The sequence below is a fragment of the Chitinophagaceae bacterium genome (genome assembly GCA_016717285.1).
GTDB lineage: Bacteria > Bacteroidota > Bacteroidia > Chitinophagales > UBA10324 > JACCZZ01.
In genome coordinates this window covers 380,683-406,137 of sequence record JADKFU010000001.1, presented here as the reverse complement: position 1 = coordinate 406,137, position 25,455 = coordinate 380,683, and the positions used below count along the sequence as shown (strand labels likewise).

16 protein-coding genes are annotated in these 25,455 nt (G+C 42.4%); 9 read left to right on the top strand and 7 right to left on the bottom strand.

Going from position 1 to position 25,455, the window contains the following annotated elements; genetic code table 11:
* The first annotated feature begins 27 nt into the window (after nucleotides 1-27).
* Nucleotides 28-435: a DoxX family protein gene (locus IPO83_01750; GenBank protein ID MBK9730006.1), complete on the top strand. Its 408-nt coding sequence runs from the start codon at nucleotides 28-30 to the stop codon at nucleotides 433-435.
* 12 nt (nucleotides 436-447) lie between these two features.
* Here IPO83_01750 and IPO83_01745 read toward each other — a convergent pair whose 3' ends face one another.
* Nucleotides 448-1,647: a toll/interleukin-1 receptor domain-containing protein gene (locus IPO83_01745; GenBank protein ID MBK9730005.1), complete on the bottom strand. Its 1,200-nt coding sequence runs from the start codon at nucleotides 1,645-1,647 to the stop codon at nucleotides 448-450.
* A gap of 71 nt (nucleotides 1,648-1,718) precedes the next feature.
* Here IPO83_01745 and ftcD point away from each other — a divergent pair, with 71 nt between their 5' ends.
* A complete protein-coding gene (gene ftcD, locus IPO83_01740; GenBank protein MBK9730004.1) occupies nucleotides 1,719-3,377 on the top strand; it encodes a glutamate formimidoyltransferase in 1,659 nt (552 codons plus the stop codon).
* An 88-nt stretch (nucleotides 3,378-3,465) separates the two neighbouring features.
* Here the strand turns inward: ftcD and IPO83_01735 are convergent, their stop codons facing one another.
* The gene (locus IPO83_01735; GenBank protein MBK9730003.1) at nucleotides 3,466-4,653 is read right to left on the bottom strand and encodes a T9SS type A sorting domain-containing protein; all 1,188 of its coding nucleotides are present in this window, start codon (nucleotides 4,651-4,653) and stop codon (nucleotides 3,466-3,468) included.
* Nucleotides 4,654-5,044: 391 nt separating this feature from the next.
* Between IPO83_01735 and IPO83_01730 the strand changes: the two genes are divergently transcribed.
* Complete coding sequence (locus IPO83_01730) at nucleotides 5,045-5,551, top strand: hypothetical protein (GenBank protein ID MBK9730002.1); 507 nt, start codon at nucleotides 5,045-5,047, stop codon at nucleotides 5,549-5,551.
* Between the two features lie 98 nt (nucleotides 5,552-5,649).
* Here IPO83_01730 and IPO83_01725 read toward each other — a convergent pair whose 3' ends face one another.
* Nucleotides 5,650-6,147 carry a DinB family protein gene (locus IPO83_01725; protein MBK9730001.1) on the bottom strand — a complete coding sequence of 166 codons (498 nt, stop codon included), beginning with the start codon at nucleotides 6,145-6,147 and terminating at the stop codon, nucleotides 5,650-5,652.
* 536 nt (nucleotides 6,148-6,683) lie between these two features.
* Between IPO83_01725 and IPO83_01720 the strand changes: the two genes are divergently transcribed.
* Nucleotides 6,684-7,904 (top strand): aminotransferase class I/II-fold pyridoxal phosphate-dependent enzyme, encoded by a 1,221-nt coding sequence (locus IPO83_01720; GenBank protein MBK9730000.1) that lies wholly within the window; start codon nucleotides 6,684-6,686, stop codon nucleotides 7,902-7,904.
* Nucleotides 7,905-8,129: 225 nt separating this feature from the next.
* Here IPO83_01720 and IPO83_01715 read toward each other — a convergent pair whose 3' ends face one another.
* Nucleotides 8,130-8,264: a DUF4907 domain-containing protein gene (locus tag IPO83_01715; GenBank protein MBK9729999.1), complete on the bottom strand. Its 135-nt coding sequence runs from the start codon at nucleotides 8,262-8,264 to the stop codon at nucleotides 8,130-8,132.
* An 85-nt stretch (nucleotides 8,265-8,349) separates the two neighbouring features.
* Between IPO83_01715 and IPO83_01710 the strand changes: the two genes are divergently transcribed.
* The 3 genes from IPO83_01710 to IPO83_01700 are packed head-to-tail and all read left to right on the top strand — an operon-like array spanning nucleotide 8,350 to nucleotide 21,041.
* Nucleotides 8,350-9,630 carry a hypothetical protein gene (locus IPO83_01710; protein MBK9729998.1) on the top strand — a complete coding sequence of 427 codons (1,281 nt, stop codon included), beginning with the start codon at nucleotides 8,350-8,352 and terminating at the stop codon, nucleotides 9,628-9,630.
* Between the two features lie 41 nt (nucleotides 9,631-9,671).
* Nucleotides 9,672-10,928 carry a hypothetical protein gene (locus IPO83_01705; GenBank protein ID MBK9729997.1) on the top strand — a complete coding sequence of 419 codons (1,257 nt, stop codon included), beginning with the start codon at nucleotides 9,672-9,674 and terminating at the stop codon, nucleotides 10,926-10,928.
* 33 nt (nucleotides 10,929-10,961) lie between these two features.
* A complete protein-coding gene (locus tag IPO83_01700; protein ID MBK9729996.1) occupies nucleotides 10,962-21,041 on the top strand; it encodes a PKD domain-containing protein in 10,080 nt (3,359 codons plus the stop codon).
* 312 nt (nucleotides 21,042-21,353) lie between these two features.
* Here the strand turns inward: IPO83_01700 and IPO83_01695 are convergent, their stop codons facing one another.
* The gene (locus tag IPO83_01695; protein ID MBK9729995.1) at nucleotides 21,354-21,632 is read right to left on the bottom strand and encodes a sigma-70 family RNA polymerase sigma factor; all 279 of its coding nucleotides are present in this window, start codon (nucleotides 21,630-21,632) and stop codon (nucleotides 21,354-21,356) included.
* A 319-nt stretch (nucleotides 21,633-21,951) separates the two neighbouring features.
* Here IPO83_01695 and IPO83_01690 point away from each other — a divergent pair, with 319 nt between their 5' ends.
* On the top strand, nucleotides 21,952-22,737 hold the full coding sequence (locus tag IPO83_01690; protein MBK9729994.1) for an alpha/beta fold hydrolase: 786 nt from the start codon (nucleotides 21,952-21,954) through the stop codon (nucleotides 22,735-22,737).
* Nucleotides 22,738-22,750: 13 nt separating this feature from the next.
* Nucleotides 22,751-23,548 (top strand): alpha/beta hydrolase, encoded by a 798-nt coding sequence (locus tag IPO83_01685; protein MBK9729993.1) that lies wholly within the window; start codon nucleotides 22,751-22,753, stop codon nucleotides 23,546-23,548.
* Between the two features lie 42 nt (nucleotides 23,549-23,590).
* Here the strand turns inward: IPO83_01685 and IPO83_01680 are convergent, their stop codons facing one another.
* Together IPO83_01680 and IPO83_01675 are read right to left on the bottom strand one after the other, a co-directional pair.
* Nucleotides 23,591-24,871, bottom strand: coding sequence for an outer membrane beta-barrel protein (locus IPO83_01680; GenBank protein ID MBK9729992.1), 1,281 nt, complete (start codon nucleotides 24,869-24,871; stop codon nucleotides 23,591-23,593).
* Nucleotides 24,855-25,430: an RNA polymerase sigma factor gene (locus tag IPO83_01675; GenBank protein ID MBK9729991.1), complete on the bottom strand. Its 576-nt coding sequence runs from the start codon at nucleotides 25,428-25,430 to the stop codon at nucleotides 24,855-24,857. Before IPO83_01675 ends, IPO83_01680 begins: the two co-directional genes overlap by 17 nt.
* Nucleotides 25,431-25,455: the final 25 nt, after the last annotated feature.

Here is a 25,455-nt window from a genome sequence, read left to right as displayed (position 1 = left end):
TAAGCAGATTGAAAAATCAAATCGCAAATGCCTAAAAATATTTTATCAAAAACCTATCCTGATCTTGGTTTACTGATCATACGCGTTGGGATTGGAGCGACGATGTTTCAATATGGCTGGCCCAAGATTACAGGAGGCACAGATATATGGAAAGATATCGGTAGCAGTATGTCGGTGATTGGTATTACTTTCTTTCCCGTCTTTTGGGGACTGTGCGCGGCAATTGCAGAAGCTGTTGGTGGTTTGCTGATGGCAGCCGGAATATTTTTTCGCCCTGTTATTTTACTATTGTGGTTCACCATGCTGATTGCCGTTTTAGTAAACATGCAGGAAAGCACATCGTTCAACAATTGGGCACACGCTGCAGAACTGGGAATCGTTTTTCTGGGATTATTATTTACAGGTGCAGGAAAATATGTTTTGAAATTTGGATGAAACCAAGTTGGCTCATGCAGGTCCGATTACACAGTTGTCAAAGTCCCACGTCCATCTCGATTCTTCCAAGGCTTGCATTTGCGGAATTAAAAATCGTGAAAGATCATCGAATCCAAGCCAGGCGTTAAGTGGTTCTTCTGTAAAATATCCGCCTTCCCAAAAAGCAAAAACAGGGTGATGATCCGGAATGTAAATCGTGAAGCTGCTGTATGGTGCAACCCTCCATCGTACTCCTATCTGCCGAAGTTTTCCGGCGTTGTAAAAGCTTTCAATTTTATCGGGTGAAATCCAGGAGCAGGCATCCCAGGCCAGGCGCTCTTCTTTTGTAAAATCTAACAAAGGATCATTTGGATTTTGATAGTACCAGAAAACTTCCAGGCATTTTCCACGCAGCTTTTTACAGGACCAGTAAGCGGCTTCACCATAATCAAATAATCCTTCCGTCCAGTGATTGACTAATTCCACTGTCAGTACTTTTAATTTATTCTCCATCTGCTTCACGTTCGCATATCCTTCCCGCAAACTCTCTACAAGATCTGCGCTGTAATATTTATCCCGTTCTACATTTTCCAGCCGGTGTAATAATTTATTTCTGGCCACTGTATACTTATTGTCGTCAACGATCAGCAACTGATCCGTCACGAACTGATGTTTGGGATGATGGTTAAGAATAGTCTGTACCCTGTTGGTGAAAGTCCAGCGATCAAGATCAAGCTGGTTGTAGAACTTCAATGGAATCAGTTTTCTTTCAGGCGGAATGTCCAGCTTATCTACACCCCAGTTCATCAGCACACCGGTTAGTTTTTCAAGGCTTTGTAAATAATCATTCCTGAAATCAATGTACAGCACGTGTTTCAATACATCAGGTATTTCACTGTCAGTGTACAAAACAGGTAAAATAAATTTCCGCCCCAATGCCTTCTGTTTCTCCATCGCAAGCTCCAGTTCTCTTTTTACCCATGGCGACTTCATTGAATTTCCTGAAAGTATCACCAGTTGAAAAAAGCTATCATCAATTCCCTTATTAATCTTGTCCATCAGCGAATCACCTGCTTCAATTTCCAATGTATCTAACCAGACAGGAAAATTCTGATTCAAAAGATCTACTGCCAGCCGCATTACGAAAGGCTTGTCAACTGATGAATGAGAAATAAATAAGCCCGGCATTGATTTTTTATTTTCAGTAAAAATATAAATCTGTTCTTGCAGCATCAGGTTACAAATTCACAATTTTTAAAATCATCAGAATCACGGAGTACTTTTGCGTAAAATATCCCTGAAACATGAATCAACCGCTCATCGAATGTGTACCCAACTTCAGCGAAGGACAAGACTTATCAATCATTAAACTGATTACTGACGAGATCGAAAGTGTAGAAGGTGTTCGCCTGCTGGATGTTGATCCGGGAAAAGCAACTAACAGAACAGTAGTAACTTTTGTGGGAACACCTGGTGCTGTGATTGAAGCCGCTTTTCTTGCCATAAAAAAAGCCGGCGAATTAATTGACATGAGCAAGCATTCCGGAGCGCATCCGAGAATGGGCGCCACCGATGTTTGTCCGTTGATTCCTATTGCTAATATCACGATGGAAGAGACAGCAGCGTATGCTAAAAAATTAGGAGCGCGTGTTGGAAATGAAATTGGTATTCCTGTTTATTTATATGAAGCGGCGCAAAGTAATCCTGCACGAAAAAATCTTTCCGTCATTCGTGCCGGTGAATACGAAGGCTTCTTCAAAAAAATTAAAATGGCAGACTGGAAACCTGATTTTGGTCCCGATGAATTTCCTGCGAAGTCAGGTGCAACGGTAATTGGGGCCCGTGATTTCTTAGTGGCGTATAATGTAAATCTGAACACCACTTCTGTCCGACGGGCGAATGCAATAGCGTTTGATATTCGCGAAGCAGGCAGAAAAATAAAAAATGATAAAGGTGAAGAGGTTGTTCAACCCGGAACATTGAAGGCAGTGAAAGCAATCGGTTGGTTTATCGAAGAATATGGTATTGCACAAGTCAGCATCAATCTCACCAACATCAACATCACGCCGCTTCACATTGCTTTTGATGAATGTGTGAAGAGTGCCGCTTCCAGAGGCATGCGCGTAACAGGTTCAGAATTGGTTGGATTGATTCCTCTAAAAGCAATGCTGGATGCTGGAAAATATTTTCTGAAAAAACAACAACGCAGCGCTGGCGTATCAGAGGAAGAATTGATACGTATAGCAGTGAAGTCTTTGGGACTGGATGAGCTGACTCCTTTCGATCCTAATAAGAAAATTATTGAGTACCTGCTCCGCGAGGAAAAACAAAGCAAGCTCGTTCGCATGAATCTCCGCGAATTTGTAAATGAAACTGCGAGTGAGTCAATCGCGCCGGGTGGTGGTTCTGTATCTGCCTATATGGGATCGTTGGGAATTTCTCTTGCAACGATGGTTGCTAATCTTTCTTCGCATAAAAAAGGCTTTGATGATAAGTGGGAAACATTTTCAGGCTACGCAGAGAAAGGTCAGTTGCTTAAAGATGAATTATTAAGATTGGTGGATGAAGACACTTTTGCTTTCAACCGTATCATGGAAAGTTTTGGACTTGCAAAAAGCAGTGACGAAGAAAAAAAGATTCGTAGCCAGGCCATTCAGGACGCTACAAAAAATGCCATTGAAGTTCCGTTGCGCGTGATGCAATGTTCATTTGATGCATTTGAAATTATTGAAGCGATGGTTAAAACAGGCAATCCGAATTCTGTTACTGATGCAGGTGTTGGTGCACTGGCTGTTCGCAGTGCAGTTTTAGGTGCTTACTTAAATGTGAAAGTAAATGCAAAAGATTTAAAAGATGAAATATTGAAAGAAGCTTTTATTCAACGGGCGGAAGAGCTGAAGGAGAAAGCAGTGATCAGGGAAAAAGAGATATTTGAAATGGTGGAAGGAATAATTAAGAATTAAGAATTTGACTTTGGTCATTGATGGTCATTGGTCATTCAACAAGCTCGACCTACTAACGACTAACGACTCCCGACTAAGGACTTACTCACTACTTCACTACTTCAAATCCTTTTCTCAACACAACATCACCATTGATGAGTTGAATAAAATACATACCATTGTTCAATTTACTTATATCAAGACTGAACTGATTTGTTCCTTCATTGATCTGCTGAAAACCGAGGTACACTTTTTCTCCCTGCAGGTTGAAGATATTTACCTGACAGTTACCTTCGCTATTACTACTGATCGAAATAGTTACGCTGCCTGAAGCGGGAACAGGATACAAAATCAAATCACTCATTATTGCTTTGCCAACTTCTGTTTCCATTTTATATGGCAAACTGCTGATGGCTGCATGCAACGTGTAGCATTCAGTAGCACTGCTGGCACTGGCAACAGGATAAATTTTTATGGTGTAGGTACCGCTTACTGCTGTATTGTAAATGATACTTTCATTATTGGTTCCTTTCTTAGCCGAAGTTGCAATGTTCACTCCTGAAGGACTGAATAATTTCATATTGTAATTAGCAGGAAGTGTTGTAAGCGTCACGTTAATATTCGGCGCTGCAAGGCTGTTAGAGAATGAAAACCAATCAATATCGGTAGCTGTGCTGATTTGAGATAGCATGTCAACATCCAACGCAATGGATTTAGCTTTTGCCTTGGTATTATTTGGTTCATACGATTCACTGCAGCTACTTCCACCAACAATATTGAGTGTGTAATCTTCCACTTCACCTTCCACCAATGTTCCACAAGGACCGGTAATAGGATAAAATCCCATAATCACGCGCATGCGAGTGGATCCCGCTACGGCTGAAAGCGGAACATTAACCGGAGCAGTATAGTTGATTGCGGTATATGCAATAGAAGTAACCACTAACTCGCCAGCATCCACAAAATCTCCGTCAGCGTTCCAATCGATGTACACTTTCCAATTTTCCACATATCCGCCCCACGGGTTCGCATGACTATAGGTAAGCGTATAACTGCTGCCAGCTAAAACATCGGTACTCAGTGCCGTACCATCAAAATAGCCCCCTGTTTCAGCACCGGAAGCTCTTGCGATGGTGCCAATGGAAACATAATCAATATATTCATAGTAAGTATTGGCCCCATGCGCTGAGCAATAGGTAAGCAGATTCTCCGGGCCCTGCAAGGAAGAACCCTCGGAGCTATTAAAGGGCAATACAATAATTGCAACAAGCAAGATGCTGATAAGTGTATTTTTCATAGCGCTTTTTTTTGGTTGAAGAATAAATCCAGCCTGCAAAACAAGGCGCTCAAACACCTGAAAAAAATGATTTTTGACATTTTTACAGGTGACTTTTATCATCTTAATAACAATATTTATCATACGAATTGCTAAGGCTTACCTAATGCAAAAAAGTAAATACTGTAAATCCATCGAAAAGGGCTCCACGCAAAAACCACACAACCATTCCGATGTATTCTCCCTTGTTACTGTGCCTTGGGAAATAGTTTAGTTCTAAGTTCGACAAGAAAGCCGACCTACTAAGGATTAACGACTCCCGACTATTGACTTACTCACTACGCACTCCTCTTTTGCAAAAGCCACTTTTTCACCTACCTTTGCCGACTTCAAAATAAAAATCACCCAAATCATGAAAAAATTTCCCGGTGCACTTCTCTTTATGATCATGAGTATTGCTATTGTTTTTACAGCCTGCAATCAGGCAGGATTATCCAGCCAGATGCTTGGCAAATGGAAGATTGATGAAATGCACATTCAATACTACATGCAGCAGCAGGAATATGGCGAAAAGCAAATGCAATCACTGATGGACAGTGCAGCAAAATCAACGGATACTGCCAAAATCAAAACCTTCAACTCGCAGATCGATCAGATTAAAAATCAATTGCAGGCATTTCAGGCAAGCCGCGATTCCGCACTTAAAAAGAATACGTGGGAATTTCAGGAAGGTGGCAATTTTATTGCTACCGAAAATGACGGTCCGAGAAAAGGCCTATGGTCGTATGATGATAAACTCGGCATGCTGTTTACCGTAATTGAAAACCAGACTTCTTCTGTGAAAGTAAAATTCAATAAAGACACGATGGTGTTGCAGTTGGATTCGGTGAACTATATGAAGTTTACACCGCTTAAATAAGAATCAATTAAGAATTGAGAATAGGAATTGAGCTAAAAGTTCCATTACAGCCATAAATCTTCTGAGAGGATTTATGGCTGTAATTTTTTATTGATTCTTCATTTTCGCTTTTCGCGGTAGAAGGCGATGAGATCAGTGGCGGGAATTTCTGTTTTACCTGCTTCACGCAACATAGTTACAAGTTGCCCGCGATGATAGGTGCCATGATTTGATACATGCATCAAAATCTGGTACACGGGTGAAATGCCGGTAATGCCTTTCAAAGTTTTATAACTCACTTCCTGATTCAATTGCTTTTTATCATATGAAATTGCTTTTGCTTCCAGTGCTTTTGATGAAGCCATCAGGCCCGCTGTCAATTCTTCCTTGGTTCCCGCAAAAGGAACTTTTGGCCATGTGGAAGGTGAAATTCCTTCCAGTCTTGCCTGCCAGATATCCTGCGCAAACCAGATGTGCAGCAATGTTTCACGGATATTTTTGAAACTGCTTTTCATTTCCTGCAGCAGTTGTTCATCCGACAACAAAATAATCTCACTGCAAATTCTATCGTTCGCCCACAGGTTAAAGGCGACATAATCACGAACTATTTTTTTCATGTTTGAAAATTTTGAATTGGAATGCCACTGCAAATAAACAATTGAAAGTGCTGAATCAGAAATGCGCAGGTGCAAATGGAGTAGAAATAATTCTCTCCATAAAAGCTTTAAACTATCATTCTCCAATTTTCAACGCCTTTAAAATTTGTAGTCATTCAGGAAGAACCTCCTTACATTAAACATGGATGCTGATAACTTTCAATTCAGAAATTTTTGACTATCGCATCAACTGTGTGTTCACTTTTAAGGAGGTTCCTCCTGAATGACACGACTTGGATTGAACGTGTCAACTTTAGCATTAATGAAGAATAATGTTCAGTCTTTACACAAATTATGCATTCACTTGTAAGGAGGCTTTTCCTGAATGACACACTTGTACCTGTTGGTTTCATTGGGTGAATAATTGCTCAAACAATGACTAGTGGCAATTGACCAATGACGAAAAGCTATAAGACTACAAGACCAACGACTCTCCCGACTCACTACTTACTACTCCCTACTCACTACTCATTTGAATACCTTAGCAAAAAAAATCCATGAACCTCCACTTCGGATCCGTTTGCGTTCGCAATCCTCAAACAAAATTCCAAAATGCGCAACCGCATATGGAATCCATCGTTGCCAGCACTACTTTTTCCTACGATGATCCTGAAGCATTGATGGAAGTTTTTTTAGGGGAGCAAAAGGGGTTTATCTATTCCCGCTGGAGCAATCCTACGATTGAACTGGCAGAAAATAAAGTTGCCGCGTTGGAAGCTTGCGGCCTCAATGATAGCGATGGTTTACCACTAAAGCTGACTGCTAAAATGTTCAGCTCCGGCATGGGCGCCATCAGCACGTTATTTCTGGCGAACTTAAAAACCGGCGACAAAGTGCTGGCGCAGGAAAATCTGTATGGCGGCACTTCAGAATTTCTGAATAAATTTCTTTCACAACATGATGTGGAACCAGTGCTGATGGATTTAAAAAACCTTCAGCGTGTGGAAGAAATGGTGAAGCAGGATGGAAAAATAAAAATGCTGTACATCGAAACGCCTTCCAATCCTACGATTGATTGTTATGATATTGAAGCGCTGACGAATATTGCAAAAAGCAAAAATCTGCTTGTTGCAGTGGACAATACTTTCGCTTCACCTTATCTGCAACAACCTTTTCGTTTCGGTGTTGACTTTGTGGTGCATTCCACCACAAAATATATGAACGGGCATGGAAATTCCATTGGCGGCATGTTGATCAGTCGCGAAGATTCACCTATGAACAAAGCTATTTTCGATCACAGGAAATTGTTGGGCTCCAATAGCAATGCTTTTGATGCGTGGCTATTATTACAAGGTGTAAAAACACTTGAAATCCGTATGCAACGACATTGTTTGAACGCAATACAGGTGGCTCAATTTTTAATCACACATCAAAAAGTTTCTAAAGTTAATTATGCGGGACTTCCTTCTCACCGTGATCATGCTGTTGCAAAAAAACAGATGCGCGATTTCAGCGGCATGCTGAGCTTTGAATTGAAAGATGGGCTGGACGCAGGAAAAGATCTGATGAAAAATATCCGCCTTTGTCAATTAGCTGTTTCACTCGGAACAGTTGATACCATTATTCAGCATCCGGCTTCTATGAGTCATGTTGGTGTTGCAAAATCAGTGCGTGAACAATATGGTATTACGGATGGGCTCGTGCGGCTTTCTGTTGGTATTGAAGATGCTGGAGATTTGATTAGTGATTTGGAACAAGCGTTGGGAATTCGTCATTAGTCATTGGTCATTGAGTCATTGCTTCTGTCTTTGTCATGCTGACGAAGGAAGAATCTATCATCGTTTATCATTTAGTCATTGGTCATTGTGTCATTGGCACATCTGCACATCAAATCATTGGCACATCAACAGGTCATTGATTCATTGGTATATCTTCACATCAGACCATTGGCACATCAACAATTCATTGAATGATCAGCTTTCGATTGATTGCTTCTTCTTCAGCTACACCACTTTCACAGCACCTTCCTTTGTTTTGAATCCGTCATTGCCGGGAAGTCCGGGAATATTGGTTTGATGAATCATCAATTTACCAGCAGCATATACATCATAACAAAAGGTGTTGCCGGGTTCATGCAATTATCAGGAAATTTCTTACCGTCATTGTTTATGTGAATCCAAACTTGTTACATTTGATTTTTCCTCCTAATACAAATAAAACAACATGAAAAACTTTAAGACTCTGATTGCGCTGTTTGCAATAATCGCACTGGCTTCATTTGCACAAGCTACCGATCGTATTGTAGCTGACGGCGGGCAAGGTGGCGCTTTTCCCACTATTAACGCTGCGCTCACCGAAGCTTCAGCAGGTGACCGTATTCTCATTTATCCAAAAAGCGGCGGCTCACCTTACACAGAAAATATTGTGATCAGCAAAAACATACAGTTGCTCTGCGCGCTCGAGGGTAAATACTACGGCGTAAACGGCGCGGTAAATATTGATGGCGCTTCCTTGCCTGTAAATGGCGTGGTAACCATCATTGGTATGAATCTGCAAAACGGAAACATCAGTGCTTCCTCGCAGGCAAATTCAGGCGGAAAGACAAAAGTTAATATCCTCGGTTGCCGTCTTGATAACGGGAGTATTAATTTCTACGGACAGTATTATTACGACCTCAATGCCTCCAGTGATTCTTTAAAGAATGGTGTCATTCAACTGAGGTTCGGGAAAGTAATTGGTTGCTATATTCAAAATCAAACGTTAAGCAGCACGCATAATATCTACGTTACGAGCGACGCTATTAATACAAATGATTCCGTTTTAATCATAGGCAATCACATCATCACCTGCCCCACAAACGGATATTGTGCGGGTATCTATTGGGAATCAACCACGCAATTCCAATACATTGCCAATAACTACATCCTGTGTGGCAGTACAAATGGATACAGCGGCGGCATCTACATTTATACCAATAAAAGTTCGCTGGCAGGAAGAAACACACTGGTAAACAATACAATTTATTCTGCCGGCTATATGTGGATGGCCATTTATGAATATAGTCTTTATAGCAATAGTTATAACGATGTATTCAACAACCTGATTCTTTCAACGCTCAGCAGCGGATACGGAGGTATTTACTGGGGAACTACCGCTTCTTTTAACGCAATGAGCTACAACTTTATCAAAAGCAGCACCGGCGGATTGACTGGTTTGGCTAACGATGGCACGAATAATCTCAATACAAATTCTGCGGGATTCTTCAATATAAATGACGGCTCACTACTCGCGGGTGCTGATGCGCTTAATGCAGGTTATGGAGATTCAGCTTTCTATGATCTGGACATAACACGCAATGATGTCGGTTGTTATGGCGGCTCTTTTAGTCTCGCTCAGTTTCATCCGATGAATCTCGGTGCATCACGCATCACTTACATGCTGGCACCACGAAGGGTCACCATCGGGCAGTCTGTGAATATCAAAGCCAATGCCTTCGACCGTTAGAAACTGAAAACCAACCTTAACAAATCTTAAACTTTTACATCATGAAATTCTTACATAAACTTTCCGCGATTGTAACCTGCATTATCGTCGCAACCAATTTTTCAAACGCTGCCGACCTCGTTGTAGTAAGCGGTGGTGTGCTCCCACAATATTCCACTATTAATGCGGCCATTGCTGCGGCTTCCAACGGTGACAGAATACTGGTTACTCCCGGGTTGGAATATAATGAAGCGTCCATCAACATCAACAAGAATGTACAAATACTCAGCAATACAGAAGGACAGCAGTTCCAGGTGAGTGCAAATATTACGGTTACTCCTCCGGTTGCAGGTTCGAATATCATCATTCAGGGAATGGACCTGATCATTGGTAATATTATTGGCGCTGCAGTTCCCGGAGGTGTAAGATCTAAGTTCACCATGGTGGGAAGCAAGATCAGAAACGGTAATGTTGACTTTTATACCAATGCTTACTGGGAATTGAATATGATGCAGGATTCTTTAATAGGAACGAATCCGTCAATCAGTCTGCGCTTTGGTAAAATAATTGGCAATTACATTAATGGAGGAACAGGTAGTGCATACAGCATTTACATAATTAGTGAAGCTGCTGTAGCTGCAGACACAGTTTATGTAGTGGGCAACAAGCTTGAAATGTCTTCCACCGGTGCAGGCCAGGTTGGTCTTTACTGGGCAAACAGTACCAATTTCTTTTACATCGCAAATAATTACGTCAGGAACAATGCGTATGCACAATATCCCATGTATGTCAATGCCAGCAATTCCAATTTAACAGGCGGCAATACGCTTATCAACAATACATTTTACAACAACAGTTCAGGATATCAGACCATCACATTTTACAGTGTAAGTTCTTTCACATTCGTATATAATAATCTGGTGATGAATGGTGGCAGTGGTGCCTATGGATTTTACATGGCCGGTTCTCAAAACAACTATGTGATGAGTTATAATCACTTTCAACTCGGAAATTCAAATGCGATGTACGGAATTGTAAATGACGGAACCAACGTAATCGGTTCCAACACCACTTTCGATATCAATACAGGCATTGCACTAACGGGAACGGCCATCGACGGCGGATATCCTAACGATGGGTATGCAGATCACGATCTTACCAGGAATGATGCCGGCTGTGGTGGCGGTTCCTTGCGCATCACCAACTTCCACCCGATGAACAATCTTACGAACGGAGCGCGTGTCACCTTTGTAAATTCCCCGCGAAGAGTGCTGATGGGAAACAATGTGAATCTGAAAGCTGATTCATTCGACAAGTAGTTTGCAGTCAACCATCACACTAAAAAGAATTTCGTGAAGCCTTATCTACTCATAAAATGTTACCTGCTCGCCATCGGTTTACTGATGGTAAATTTTACGCAGGCACAATACCATTACGTGGCTGGCGGTGAATACTATATTGACACCGACCCTGGTGTTGGTTTAGCTACGCCGGTGAATGCCGCAGATGGCACGTTTAATAATATTACTGAACAGCTTACCAAAAACATAAGCGGACTCACCACCGGTTTTCATACACTTAATGTGCGTGTTCGTGATAACACCAATCATTGGGGACCAGTATTTACTACCGTGATGAAAGTGGATCCGGCCGTTACTGCCCGTGCGATGAACATCACACAAGGCGAAGTATTCTGGGACACTGATCCCGGACAAGGCAATGGCTCTGCGATGATTGCCTTCGATGGTAACTTCAACGATGCACTGGAGAAAGTGATGAGCAATTCATTCCTGCCACCACTCAGCAACGGCATGCATACGCTGAATGTTCGTGTGAAAGGTCATGACGCTGCATGGAGCCCTGTTTTTACTACCGTAGTTAGAGTTGATCCTGCGTTAGTCGCACGTGATATAAGGATTACAGCAGGTGAAGTATTCTTTGATACCGATCCGGGACAAGGTGCAGGTACAGTATTGATTTCTTTTGATGGCAACTTCAATGATGCATTGGAAACAGTAAAGTCAGGAACATTTTTACCACCCACCGTGGCAGGACTTCATACACTCAACATCCGCGTTCATGGTCCTGACGGAACATGGAGTCCGGTATTCACCACCGTTACACGGGTTGATCCTGCACAAACTTCACGCATAATAAAAATTACAGCCGGCGAAATTTTTTTCGACACAGATCCCGGACCAGGTTTGGCAACACCGTTGATTGCCTTTGATGGTAACTTCAACAGTGCTTTGGAAGTTATTACCACCAATAATTCAGGTTCAACGCTCACTAATGGAGCACATACACTGAACATCCGCGTAAAAGGAAATGATGGTTCATGGAGTCCGCTATTTACAACAGTGATTTCCGTGGACACAGCTTTAGCAATCCCCAACCTTCACATTACAGCCGGTGAATTCTGGTGGGATGAAAACATAGCCGGTGCAATTCCATTGATTTCATTTGATGGTTCATTCAATGATGCATTTGAAATAGTAATTAACAATGCCGCGCTCATTCCACCTTCTTCAGGTTTTCATAAAATGAATATTCATGTACAAGGATTGGATGGAAACTGGAGCAATACATTCAGCACAATATTGAGCGTTGAACAAGCCATCGTTGCCGGTAGCTTTTATATTACGATGGGCGAATTCTGGTGGGACAATGATACCAACAACACCACGCAACTGATTTCATTTGACGGAACTTTCAATGATGCTTTTGAAACTATCGTGAATAACGGAACAGTGAATCCTCCTTCCGGTGGATTTCACAAACTGAACATCCGGGTAAAAGGATTTGACGGAAATTATAGCAACACTTTCAGCTCCATCATCAGTGTAGAACAACCTATTACTGCCACCACATTTAAAATTACCATGGGTGAATTGTGGTGGGACAATGATACCAACAACACTATCCAACTCATTTCATTTGACGGAACATTCAATGATGCATTTGAAACACTGATCACCAACGGAAGCATCAACCCGCCTTCAGCAGGATTTCACAAACTAAATATTCATGCAAAAGGCTTTGACGGAAGTTTCAGCAATACCTTCAGCACCATTATCAGTGTAGAACAACCGATCACAGTACGTGATGTAAAAATCATCAGTGCACAATATTGGTGGGATGCTGACAGCACGAATGCACAAATCATGTTTGCATTCGATGGAAGTTTCAATAGTGCATTCGAACAAATCACAGCATCAGCCAACTCCGGATTAACCGGTTCCGGATTTCATTTGCTCAATGTGCGTGCTAAAAGTTTCGACAACAATTGGAGCAATACAATGAAGTCCATGGTGTTTGTTGATCCTTGTATCTCCTCTCCCACTGTTTCAGTCACTCCATCTACACCACAACAAATCTGTACAGGCAGCAGCATTTTATTAAGTGCTGTACCCAACAACCTGGTAAGTTATACATGGATTCGTGGTGCCGTAACTGTTGGCAGCGGTCCAACTTATTCCACATCAGAACCCGGCTTCTATAAAGTAATCGGCTACGATGCAAATGGCTGCCCCGGTCAATCTGCTTATGTGCAGGTGGATACTACTTCTGCAAATAGTGTTACGATTACGCCTTTGAGTGTCACAACATTTTGTGCAGGTGGTAATGTAACATTGGTTGGATCAGGTGGTTTCTCACAATATGTATGGAGTAATGGCGCTACTTCACAATCCATCAACGTAACTGCAACCGGAACCTTCACCGTTTCAGGAACATCAGGTGCAGGTTGTTCTGCCACTTCACAACCTTTAACAGTAACCGTAAATCCAAATCCTGCAATACCTACTATTAACATAACCGGTTCAACTGCGTTTTGTATGGGGGGAAGTGTGTTACTTACTTCATCTGCTGCAAATAGTTATTTATGGAATGATGGAGGAAGCACCACACAATCTATTAATGCAACTTCAACCGGCGCATACTTCGTTACCGTCTCCAATATTTACGGATGTCAGGCAACGAATACAACGCCTGTAATTGTGGATGTGCACAATCCAACCATCAGCGTTTATCCGGCAGGACCATTAACAGTTTGCAATTACAACCAGGCATCGCTTGCTGTTTATGCAACCGGAACGAATCTGAGTTTTCAATGGATGGAAAGCGGAAACGATATCAATGGAGCAACGAATGCTTCCTTCAATACTTCCATAGCGGGAAATTATTCCTGTCGTGTAACAGATGGATTGGGTTGTACAGCAACTTCAAATGTGGTTGCAGTTACTTTTGTTGCGCCACCTGTAGTTACGATCACTCCTTCAGGTTCTACATCTATCTGCAGTACAGGAAGTGTTGATTTAACTGCGTCACCTTCCGGACTTAATTACTATTGGTCGAATGGAGCTACCTCGCAAACTATTACCGCCACTTTACAAGGATCGTACAATGTAAATGTTACAGATGCTAATGGTTGTTTTGCTTCAGGAACTCCTGTTTCAGTTACTGTTTCTTCTCCATTAAATGGTTTTGTCGCAGACAGCATTGAACGTTTCTTACCAGGCAATGGAACAGTTCAATTCACTTCAAGTACCAATGGAACCATAACAGCTTACAACTGGAAATTCGGTGATGGCGGAACATCAATACTTGCGAATCCGTCACACACTTATACAACTTCAAGTGCTCCGGGATTTTATACTGTAAAACTTGCTGTTACGAACGATGCAGGTTGTACTGATTCTATCACGGCAAATAATATGATCCGTGTGTGGGATGAGTTTCCCCATGCAGGCACCACTTTTTATTCTTATTCCACTGAGGATGTTACCAATGTTTCTTTCATATCATCGCTTTATGGTTGCACCGTTCAACCCAACGGTCAAGTGTACATCACAAGTAACGGTGGTGATACATGGGAATACATCGGATTGCCTTGCACTTGTCATCTAAGCGGTGTAAGTTATGTTGGTTCACAAGGCAACAGCGCCATTTGGGTGGCAGGAGAAAATGGGTTTACCGCTGTGAATTATACAGGCACAGCGGGAGGATGGATTACGTATGTTATTCCCTGCGGATGTGACATCTCCAACATCTATTTCAGCAGTCCGAACAATGGCTACGCAGTTGGCACCAACGGACAAGTGTGGTTCTGGAATGGAACGTATTGGGGAAATATTTCTCCCGGCATTTCCAATAATTTCTATGCAGTAAATTATTGGGGCGGTTATCTGTGGGCTGTTGGTTATGGTGGCATCATCTGGCAGTATCAGCCCGGATTTGGTTGGGTGAATATTGTTTCAGGAACCGTCTATAATCTCTATAGCATCAGCTTCGGCTGCACTTGTGCAGGCGGAGGTTATAACGGCGGTGGTGGAGGATATGGTGGTGTCGGACTTGGTGTAGGTGCCGGCGGAACGATTATTATCAGCAATGATGGAGGTACTACCTGGCACAATTCCAATTCGGGAACCACGTACGATTTAACAGGCGCTTATGTGATTGATTCACTTCACATGATTTGTGTGGGTCAGCATGGTATCGTACTTACCACAGCAGATTGCGGACTTACATGGGTTCCGTGGAGTATCGGCAATACAGAAGATCTCACCAGTGTTACAGCAAGCGGATGTGTTGCTTATATCTCCGGAAACAATGGTGGCGTTTATACTTTCCCGATCAACTTCAATGCTGCACCTCCTGAATTTACGCTTTCAAATGATACCATTTGCGCGGGAAGCTTTGCAACATTAAACGTAGTGAATCCGAAAATCGGAAGTTTGTATGTGTGGAGCAATGGAAACATTGGCAATTCCATAATCACGAATGTGCCCGGAAACTATTCCGTAACTGAATATTCTCTCTGCGATACGATTACTTCTGCGGTTCAAACAATTTATCAGGGCATCGCAACTGCTTCCATTGATGTAAGCGGTTCAACCAATCTTTGTGGAAATGAAACCGTAACACTCACCGCCAGTAGTGGTGTTAATTATTTATGGAGTAACGGATCCATTGCCAGTTTCATTGTAGTGAATGATGCCGGAAGTTACAGCGTGACAGTAACAGATGTATCAGGATGCGCGGCAGTTGCTGATCCTGTCATTATCACAAGTGTGAGTCCGTTGAACAGTATTGCTGCTGATAGTCTTGAGCGTTTCCTACCGGGAAATGGCACTGTTCATTTCACCAGCAGCACTAACGGAACCATTGTTTCTTACCTCTGGGATTTTGGCGACGGATCAACTTCTGATCAGGCAAATCCATCACATACTTATGCATTGGCCAACGCTCCGAATTTCTATACCGTAAGTCTCACTGTTACGAATGACGAAGGTTGCAGTGATGTGATCACTACAGTTAACATGATAAGAGTATGGAACAAATTTGCCTGTACGGGAACTTCGTTCGCTTCTTACTCTTCAGTGGATGTTTACAACGCATCTTTCATATCAGCACTTTATGGTTGCGTGGTGCAACCCAACGGCCAGGTCTATCAAACAATTGATGGCGGAACTACATGGTCTTCACTTGGATTACCTTGTACCTGCCAGCTAAACGGGGTAAGTTATGTTGGCTCACAAGGCAACAGTGCCATCTGGATTGCCGGCGCAAGTGGCTTCACGGCAGTAAATTACTCCGGTTTGCCGGGTGGCTGGACGACTTACATCATTCCATGCGGTTGCGATATTCAGAATATTTATTTCAGCAATCCTAACAGTGGATACGCTGTCGGCACCAATGGTCAGGTGTGGTACTGGAATGGAATTTTATGGAGTAATATTTCTCCCGGAGTAACCAATACTTTTTATGGTGTAAATTATTGGAACGGATATTTATGGGTGGTTGGATACAATGGCATCATCTGTTATTATCAGGTTGGTTCAGGCTGGATAGCTGTGAATTCCGGCGTGCTCTACAATCTTTACGCAATTGCATTTGGCTGCACTTGTCCCGGTGGAGGATTCAGCGGCGGCGGTTATGGTGGTGTTGGATGTTCAGTTGGTGCAAATGGAAGTATTTCCATCAGCAATAATGCAGGCGCTTCGTGGCATCCATGTAATTCAGGAACCACATACGATCTCTCTGGCGTAATCGTAGTTGATTCACTGCACATGATTTGTGTCGGACAGCATGGTATCATTCTCACCACTTCCGATTGCGGCATGACATGGATACAGTGGAGTGTCGGCAATACCGATGACCTCACAGGCATAACTGCAAACGGATGCCTTGCTTATATCACCGGAAAGAGCGGCAAGGTGTACACCTTCCCTGTAAACTTTGATCCTGTACTTCCAACATTCAGCGTTTCAAGCGATACTGTTTGTTCAACAAGTCCTGCAACACTTAGCGTTATCAATCCGAGAGTCGGCAGTGATTATGTATGGAGTAATGGAGCAACAGGAAATTCAATTGTTATAGCTATTGGTGGAGATTATTTCGTTACGGAACATTCTTTCTGTGATACACTTGTTTCAGCAGCACATACGCTTGTTGGCGGAGTGGTTACACCCACCATTCAGGCAAGTGGTTCCACCAATCTTTGTGGCAACGGAACAGTAACGCTCACTTCCAGCAACGCTGCGAATTATCTATGGAGCAATGGCGCTACTACAAATTTCATTGTGGTGAATACGGCCGGAGATTACAGTGTCACGGTAACGGATGTTTCCGGATGCAGCGCGACTTCTGCAATAACAACTGTTACAGCAGGTTCTCCATTGAACGGATTTGCAGCCGATAGTCTCGAACGTTTCCTACCGGGAAATGGCACTGTTCATTTCACCAGCAGCACTAATGGAACCATCGTTACTTACCTGTGGGATTTTGGCGATGGAACTACTTCCGATCTTCCAAATCCTGACCACACTTATACTTTGGCCAATGCACCGAATTTTTACACCGTCACTTTAAAAGTAACAAGCGATGATGGCTGTACAGATTCCATTTCTATCATAAACATGATCAGGGTCTGGAACAAGTTCGCTTGTACAGCTACAACATTTACGACTTACTCTTCTGTTGACGTTCATAGCGCTTCCTTCATTTCAGCGCTGTATGGCTGTGTGGTGCAACCCAACGGTCAGGTCTATCAAACAATAGACGGTGGTGTAACCTGGTTGTCATTGGGTCTGCCATGTACGTGTCAATTGAATGGAGTTTGTTATATCGGCACACAAGGCAATTCAGCGATCTGGATTGCCGGTGCTGGCGGATTCACGGCAGTGAATTATACCGGCTTACCGGGCGGCTGGACGACTTACATCATTCCATGCGGTTGCGATATTCAGAATATTTATTTCAGCAATCCGAACAGTGGATACGCTGTCGGCACCAATGGTCAGGTGTGGTATTGGAATGGAGTTTTATGGAGTAATATCTCGCCCGGAGTTACCAATACTTTTTATGGTGTAAATTATTGGAACGGATATTTATGGGTGGTTGGATACAATGGCATCATCTGTTATTATCAGGTCGGTTCAGGTTGGATAGCTGTGAATTCCGGTGTACTCTACAATCTTTATGCAATTGCATTTGGCTGCACTTGTCCTGGAGGAGGATTTAGTGGCGGCGGTTATGGTGGTGTTGGATGTTCAGTTGGTGCCAATGGAAGTATTTCCATCAGCAACAATGCCGGCAGCTCCTGGCATCCTTGTAACTCAGGAACCATTTATGATCTGAAAGGCGTGATTGTAGTGGACTCGCTCCACATGATTTGTGTGGGTCATCATGGTATCATTCTTACCACTTCCGATTGCGGCATGACGTGGGTGCATTGGAGTGTAGGTAACACCGATGATCTTTTAAGCATTACAGCAAATGGTTGTCTTGCTTACATCACCGGAAGAAGTGGCCGTGTCTATACTTTCCCTGTAAACTTTGATCCGCTTCCGCCCACCTTTACTGCTTCAACAGATACCGTTTGTTTAACAAGTCCGTCAACACTCAGCGTAGTCAATCCGAAAGTGGGCAGCGAATATTCCTGGAGCAATGGCAGTACAGGTAATTCAATCATCGTAACTGCAAGTGGTGACTACTCAGTTACAGAAACAACTTTCTGCGATACGATTGTTTCTGCAATTCACACCATTGTAGGTGGAGTTGCAACGCCTATCATTACTGCAAGTGGTTCAACCAATCTTTGCGGCAACGGAACAGTTACACTTACATCAAGCGAAGCAGCAGGATATCTGTGGAGCAACGGAGAATCAACGCAATCAATTATTGTCAGCACCGCAGACAACTATAGTGTAATCGCTTCTGATGGTTCCGGATGCAGTGCAGTTTCTAATGTTGTGGTGGTAACCAGTATTGATCCGCTGAATGGATTTACTGCTGATAGTCTTGAACGTTTCCTACCGGGAAGCGGCACCGTTCAATTCAACAGCAGCACCAACGGAACAATCGCTACTTACCTGTGGGATTTTGGTGATGGCACTACTTCCGATCTGCCCAATCCGTCGCATACGTATTCGCTGGCTAATGCACCGAACTATTATACGGTGAAATTAAAAGTTACAAGTGAAGATGGATGCACAGATTCAGTATCCACCACCAACATGATCAGGGTGTGGAATATTTTCAATCATACTTCCACCACATTCGCTTCCTATTCCAACATTGATGTAGTGCGTGCTTCTTTCATCTCTCCGCTTCATGGTTGTATTGTTCAACCAAACGGACAAGTCTATCAGACAAGCGATGGCGGCACCACCTGGTTATCACTTGGCTTGCCTTGTACCTGTCATCTGAATGGTGTGAGCTATACAGGCACTCAGGGAAACAGTGCGATCTGGATTGCAGGCGAAGGCGGCTTCACGGCAGTAAATTATACAGGAACAATAGGAGGATGGATCACTTACATCATTCCATGTGGTTGCGATATTCAGAATATTTATTTCAGCAATCCTAATAGTGGATACGCTGTTGGCACCAATGGACAAGTGTGGTATTGGAATGGAATTTTGTGGAGCAATATTTCTCCCGGAGTGACCAATACTTTCTATGGTGTTAATTTTTGGAATGGTTATCTGTGGACAGTCGGTTATAACGGTATCATCTGCCGCTATCAACCCGGCTTTGGATGGATTGCAGTTAACTCCGGTGTACTTTATAATCTGTATGCAATTGCTTTTGGCTGCACTTGTCCTGGTGGAGGATTCAGCGGCGGTGGTTATGGCGGTGTTGGTTGCAGTGTTGGCGCTTATGGCAGTATCTCTATCAGCAACAATGCCGGTGGTTCCTGGCATCCGTGCAACTCCGGAACAACGTATGATCTCACCGGTGTGATTGTGATTGATTCATTACACATGATTTGTGTGGGGCATCATGGCATCATTCTCACCACTTCTGATTGTGGCATGACGTGGGTGCACTGGAGCATTGGTAATACCGATGACCTGCTGCACATTACGGCTAACGGATGTCTTGCTTATATCACCGGAAGAAGTGGCAGGGTATATACATTCCCTGTGAACTTTGACGCCCTTCCTCCTGACTTTACAGCTTCAGCAGATACCGTTTGTGAAGGAGATAGCGTGACGCTGACAGTAACGAATCCGAAAGTGGGAAGTGAATATGTATGGAGCAATGGCAGCACGGGAAATTCAATCTCGGTGAATGTCTCCGGAGATTATTCTGTAAGTGAAATCACTTATTGTGATACCATCGCTTCAACAGAAATACTGTCGGTTGAAGTGTTGCCCATTGTCGCCTATTACCAGGATGCTGACGCAGATCTGTATGGAAATGCTGCAGTGATTGTTCAATCCTGCATTCCTGTTGCAGGCTATGTGACAGACAGCACAGATTGTAACGATGACAATGCAAGCGTAAATCCGGGAGCCATAGAAATTGCAAATGGTATTGATGACAATTGTAACGGGCAAATTGATGAGGTTAATTGTGTACCCCCAACAGGACTGGTGCATACTGCTTTAACTTCTTCCAATGAATTGGTTAGCTGGACAGCCGTACCCGGAGCTACCAAATACAGTATTCAGTATGGTTTAGCGAATCCAACTGCAACATGGTTTCCAATGAGTGTAAATGCTCCCGGAACCTCTATTGTCATCAAAGGCCTCAGTGCTTCCACTAAATACAAATGGAAAGTGCGTAGCATTTGCGGAAACACGAAGACAGTTTATACACTTACAGATAAGTTCACAACGCTTCCGTTAAAAGAATCTGTTCCATTAAATACTTTGGATGACGGAAATCTCTTTCAGGTATATCCGAATCCTAACAATGGACATTTCGTTGCAGATCTCACGCTTGCATCCTGGATCAATGAAAATGCTACCCTACAGATCACCAATATGGTCGGACAAGTTGTTTATGAAAAAAAATCAATGGTAACAGATGGCAAACTTCACATGGAAATTGAATTAGCTGCTTATCAGAAAGGCGTCTTCCTGTTGCACATAGTAGTGAATGATCAAACGTTTATCAGGAAATTAGTGCTGGAAGAATAACCTGGCGAATGCTAAAATTATAAATCCGGAATGGTGAAAACGATTCCGGATTTTTTTTGAATAGGGTACAAACGAAGGAGCCCCAAAGGGGAATTTGGGGAAGTGGGGGGGGCGGGGCCGCGGGGAGGGGGGGGGGGCGCGGGGGCCGGACCCCTTCCCTTTGCCTCAACGCGAATAATTCACGAATAATTGCTTCGCGTATTCATGGTTGAAATGCTGCAACCTCTTCAATCCTTTTTAAGAACTCTCATATTATAAATTGAATGCAGGCAGACATTGGGATAAACCGGCACAATTCCAGCGACACGCGATTCACATTTTAACTACAAATATGCCATGAGTGAACAACCATCCAACTAGTCCCTCAAAGCATTGCATATTCGCCTTTTTGATTGTCCGTTCACGCATTTTGTAAGTAGCCTCTTGTGATAAGCCAAATATTTCAGCTACTTCATTGATGCTATAGTCACAGATCAGGTAGTGGACACAACGTAATTCCTCTAATGTAAATGCATAATTATAGTTTGGTCGCAACTCAAACATAGACAGTGACATTAACTTGCCAGGCAATTCATAGGGTTTGCTATTCATATGATACAGTTTTATAGATTCAGGGTCCAATATATACATTCTTCGTTAGTTGCTAAAATATTTAATGCTTCAAAATTCATTTAAAACTTTTAAGATTTTTGCAAGTCCGGAATTATTGATCAATTTTTAAACTCTTTATAATATCAATCCTCCATTGGTACTATTCATCATCATGATCCCGCACTATAATGAAAAAACATGTGAAAAGCTGCTTCATTCAAAAACCCATTCCAATGAATAACCTTTCACCAATCCTGCGTGTATTTTTTCCCGCTCTTATCTTCAGGAAACAATATCTTGGAATTCGAATTCGTGAAGCATGAACATTCTTATTTACATCGGGTTGGCATGGGTAGTGGTTTGTGTGATCATTTATTTTGTGCAGGAACGGTTTATTTTTCATCCTGAAAAACTGCCACAAAATTTCAAGTTTCAATATGACCGCCCGTTTACTGAATTGTTTTTTGATGTGGAGCGCAATGTCCGAATCAATGGTTTACACTTTGCAGTAGAAAACCCCAAAGGCCTCATCCTTTATTTTCATGGTAATACCCGGAGCATCAAAGGTTGGGCGAAGTATTCAAAAGATTTCACGAGGTACCAGTACGACCTGGTGATGATTGATTATCGCGGCTTTGGAAAAAGCACCGGTAAAAGATCAGAAGATGTGATGCTGAAAGATGCGCAGTTTGTGTATGAAGAACTGAAGAAAAAATATGCAGAAGACCAGATCATTGTATATGGAAGAAGCATAGGAAGCGGATTTGCGGTGCGTGTTGCAAGTTTAAATACACCCAGGTTTTGTATTCTTGATTCTCCTTACTACAGCTTTCAACATATTTCAAGTCGTTATCTTCCATTCCTTCCGATGCCATTTTTACTCAAGTATCCGATTCGGGCTGATCTGTGGATGGAATACGTAAAATGTCATACCTACATTCTTCATGGAACTAAAGACAAGCTGATTCCCATCAGTAGCAGTGAACAACTCGTTTCGATTGCACCAAAACGAATCACGCTCATCAGGATCGAAGATGGCAAGCATAATAATCTTCCGTCATTTCCTCAATATCACGCATTTTTGCGCGACATTTTATTGTACTAAAAAGATAAAACGAATGGGTTGGCTGATCTTAAGCTTCATCATATTATACGTTCTATATTGCCTTGCTTTCATTTTACTTCAACCCTATTTGATTTTCCGGCCTGAAAAATTGAAGGATGATTATGTATTCAATCCGAAGGTTTCCTTCAAAGAACTAAATACACACGCAGCCGATGGTACAAAGCTGAATGGAATATTGCTGCAACCTGAAGCAAAAAAAGGCATCATTATTTACTTTCATGGTAATTGGAAAAACCTCGACAACTATTTACCATTCACTAAAAAATTTACTGATCTTGGTTTCAGTGTGCTATTGCCTGACTACAGAAGTTATGGTAAAAGTGAAGGCCGGTTAACAGAACAACTTTTCTTTTCCGATACAGAACATTGGTACAGGATAGCGGTTAATATTTGTGCAGCCGAAAAAATTTTCATTTATGGACGATCCTTAGGAACTGCCGCTGCAACCTATCTGGCTGCACACCAACCGTGCAGACAGCTTATCCTGGAAACACCTTTTGCAAACATGTACGACATTGGAAGAAGATACGGTATGTTGTTTCCGGATGGAAACTATCTGCGCTTTAGTTTCAGAACAGATGTCTTAATACAGTCGGTCAAAATTCCTATCCTGATCCTGCATGGAAATAAGGACGAAGTCGTCTCCATCAAATCAGGAAAAAAACTGAAGCAATTTCTAAAAGAGCGGGATCAGTTTGTTGTGATAGAAAATGGACGTCATAAAAACCTCCATCAGTTTCAAGCGTATCATCTTGCATTAAATAATTTCCTGGATTCGGGAGAGCTATAGAAACAATTCCAGGTTAATTAAAAGCAGATAATGTTTTTATTGCTATAAAGAAGGAACTTTCTGAGTCCGCTTTAATGAGAAATTCACAGCCGCATGAACACCCAATAAAAAATTGTGCGGATCATCAAACTCAAGATATTCAGGTGTATCTTTTACAAATAAATTTGAACCAATTGAAGTACGGAGCCCGATTGTAAAAAAAGCGGCTTTCCTGCTAATGAAATCATAGTCGAGCGCTGCAACTACAGCATATTCATTCTTGCGAAAAAGATTTTGATTGCTCACTCTTTCCTTACTTTCATCCACGCTGTAAGTTATCATCCGGCCATATTGCACACCCAACGAGTAATTCACAAAGAAAGGAGTCTCTGTAATTCCTGACCAACCCTGCACCTTATAGCGCATCAGAACAGGAAACTGCATATAGTTAAATGAAACATGCTTTTGATTGTACTCAAGGCTGGTGGTCCTGTTATCTTCCGGTAAATATTTATAACGTTGTCCTTCCTGTGAATGAATAACCCATGCACCTTCCACGCCCCATTTATTATTGAAATTATAACCGCTTTGCACCATGATGGCCATGCCAAATGTTGGCGTGAATCTCAGGTTATCGTCATGAAAAGATTTTCCATCTACGATGAAGGTGGAATTGAATGTTTGTCCAAATCCGAAATATAAACCTGCCGCATCGGCAATGTAGAAATCAGGATCATTGGAAATGGAAGGATAAGCATGCTGACGAAGTTCATTAGTTCTTGCAAACGCGAGCTGATCATCAATATCAAATGCATTGTTAATCGCTAACGGTGCCACATAACCATTCCCGGCATACCATTCGAAGGGAACAAGGGATGGACCGCCAATTAACCTTGTTACAGATTCTTTCCAGTCAGATTCAACTTCAGCATAAAAATCAATTTCATCTTTAGCTGTAGCAGTAACAAGTGGCATTTCCTGATCATTGCTGCTGGTATTCCTTTCGGACGCCTTCTCACTATTCGATTCCACCGCCTTTTCAAATGGTATCACTTTCGATGTGCCTGATGTTATGAAAAAATCATTTGCTGAATGTTGAGGTATCAACTTACTTGAAACAATCTTTCCCGGATGAATGTTTGAGTTAATCAATACGCCACCGGAACCAAGTAAAAGCAACAATGCTACCAGCAAGAAACGCCTGCCATTCTGATTACGCCTCGCTGCCAAATGAAGATCATCAGTCAAATGATTCCACACTTTGCCTGATGGGTGCGACTTGTGTTGCCGCAACTTCTTGCTGAACTGTTCATCAATAATATGTCTATCAGAAGACAGCGGCATATTTTTGTATTCTTTGTGAATTCAAAACCATCTTTTGTAAAAGGTATCGCGCTCTTGCCAACTGCGATTTAGAGGTACCAATGTTTATCGAAAGCAGGTCTGCAATTTCCTGGTGTGAATAGCCTTCAATAGCATACAGGTTAAAAATGGTACGGTATCCGGGAGCCAGCCGCTGCACCATGTTGAGTAAATCATTGGCTGACAGGTGATGAAAATCATCTTGTTGTACCAGGTCATTCTTCATGTCTTCCACTTCCATCATATTTCTGGTTACCTGGTTTTTCCGGTAACCTTCAATAGCGGTATTTACAAAAACCCTTTTCATCCAACCCTCAAACGAACCTTCGTTTCTGAACTTATGAAGATTTGCATATGCCCTGATAAATCCTTCCTGTAACATGTCTTCAGCCTGGCAATAATCACCAGCATATCGCAGGCAGATCGAAAACATGCGGGGAGCAAAAACTTTATAAAATTCCTCATGCATTTTACGATCGCCCGTGATGCAACCTTCGATTAATTGCTGTTCGCTGATTTTATCTTTACCCCAAAGTCGCATGGATGGTAATTTATTGACTTAAAAA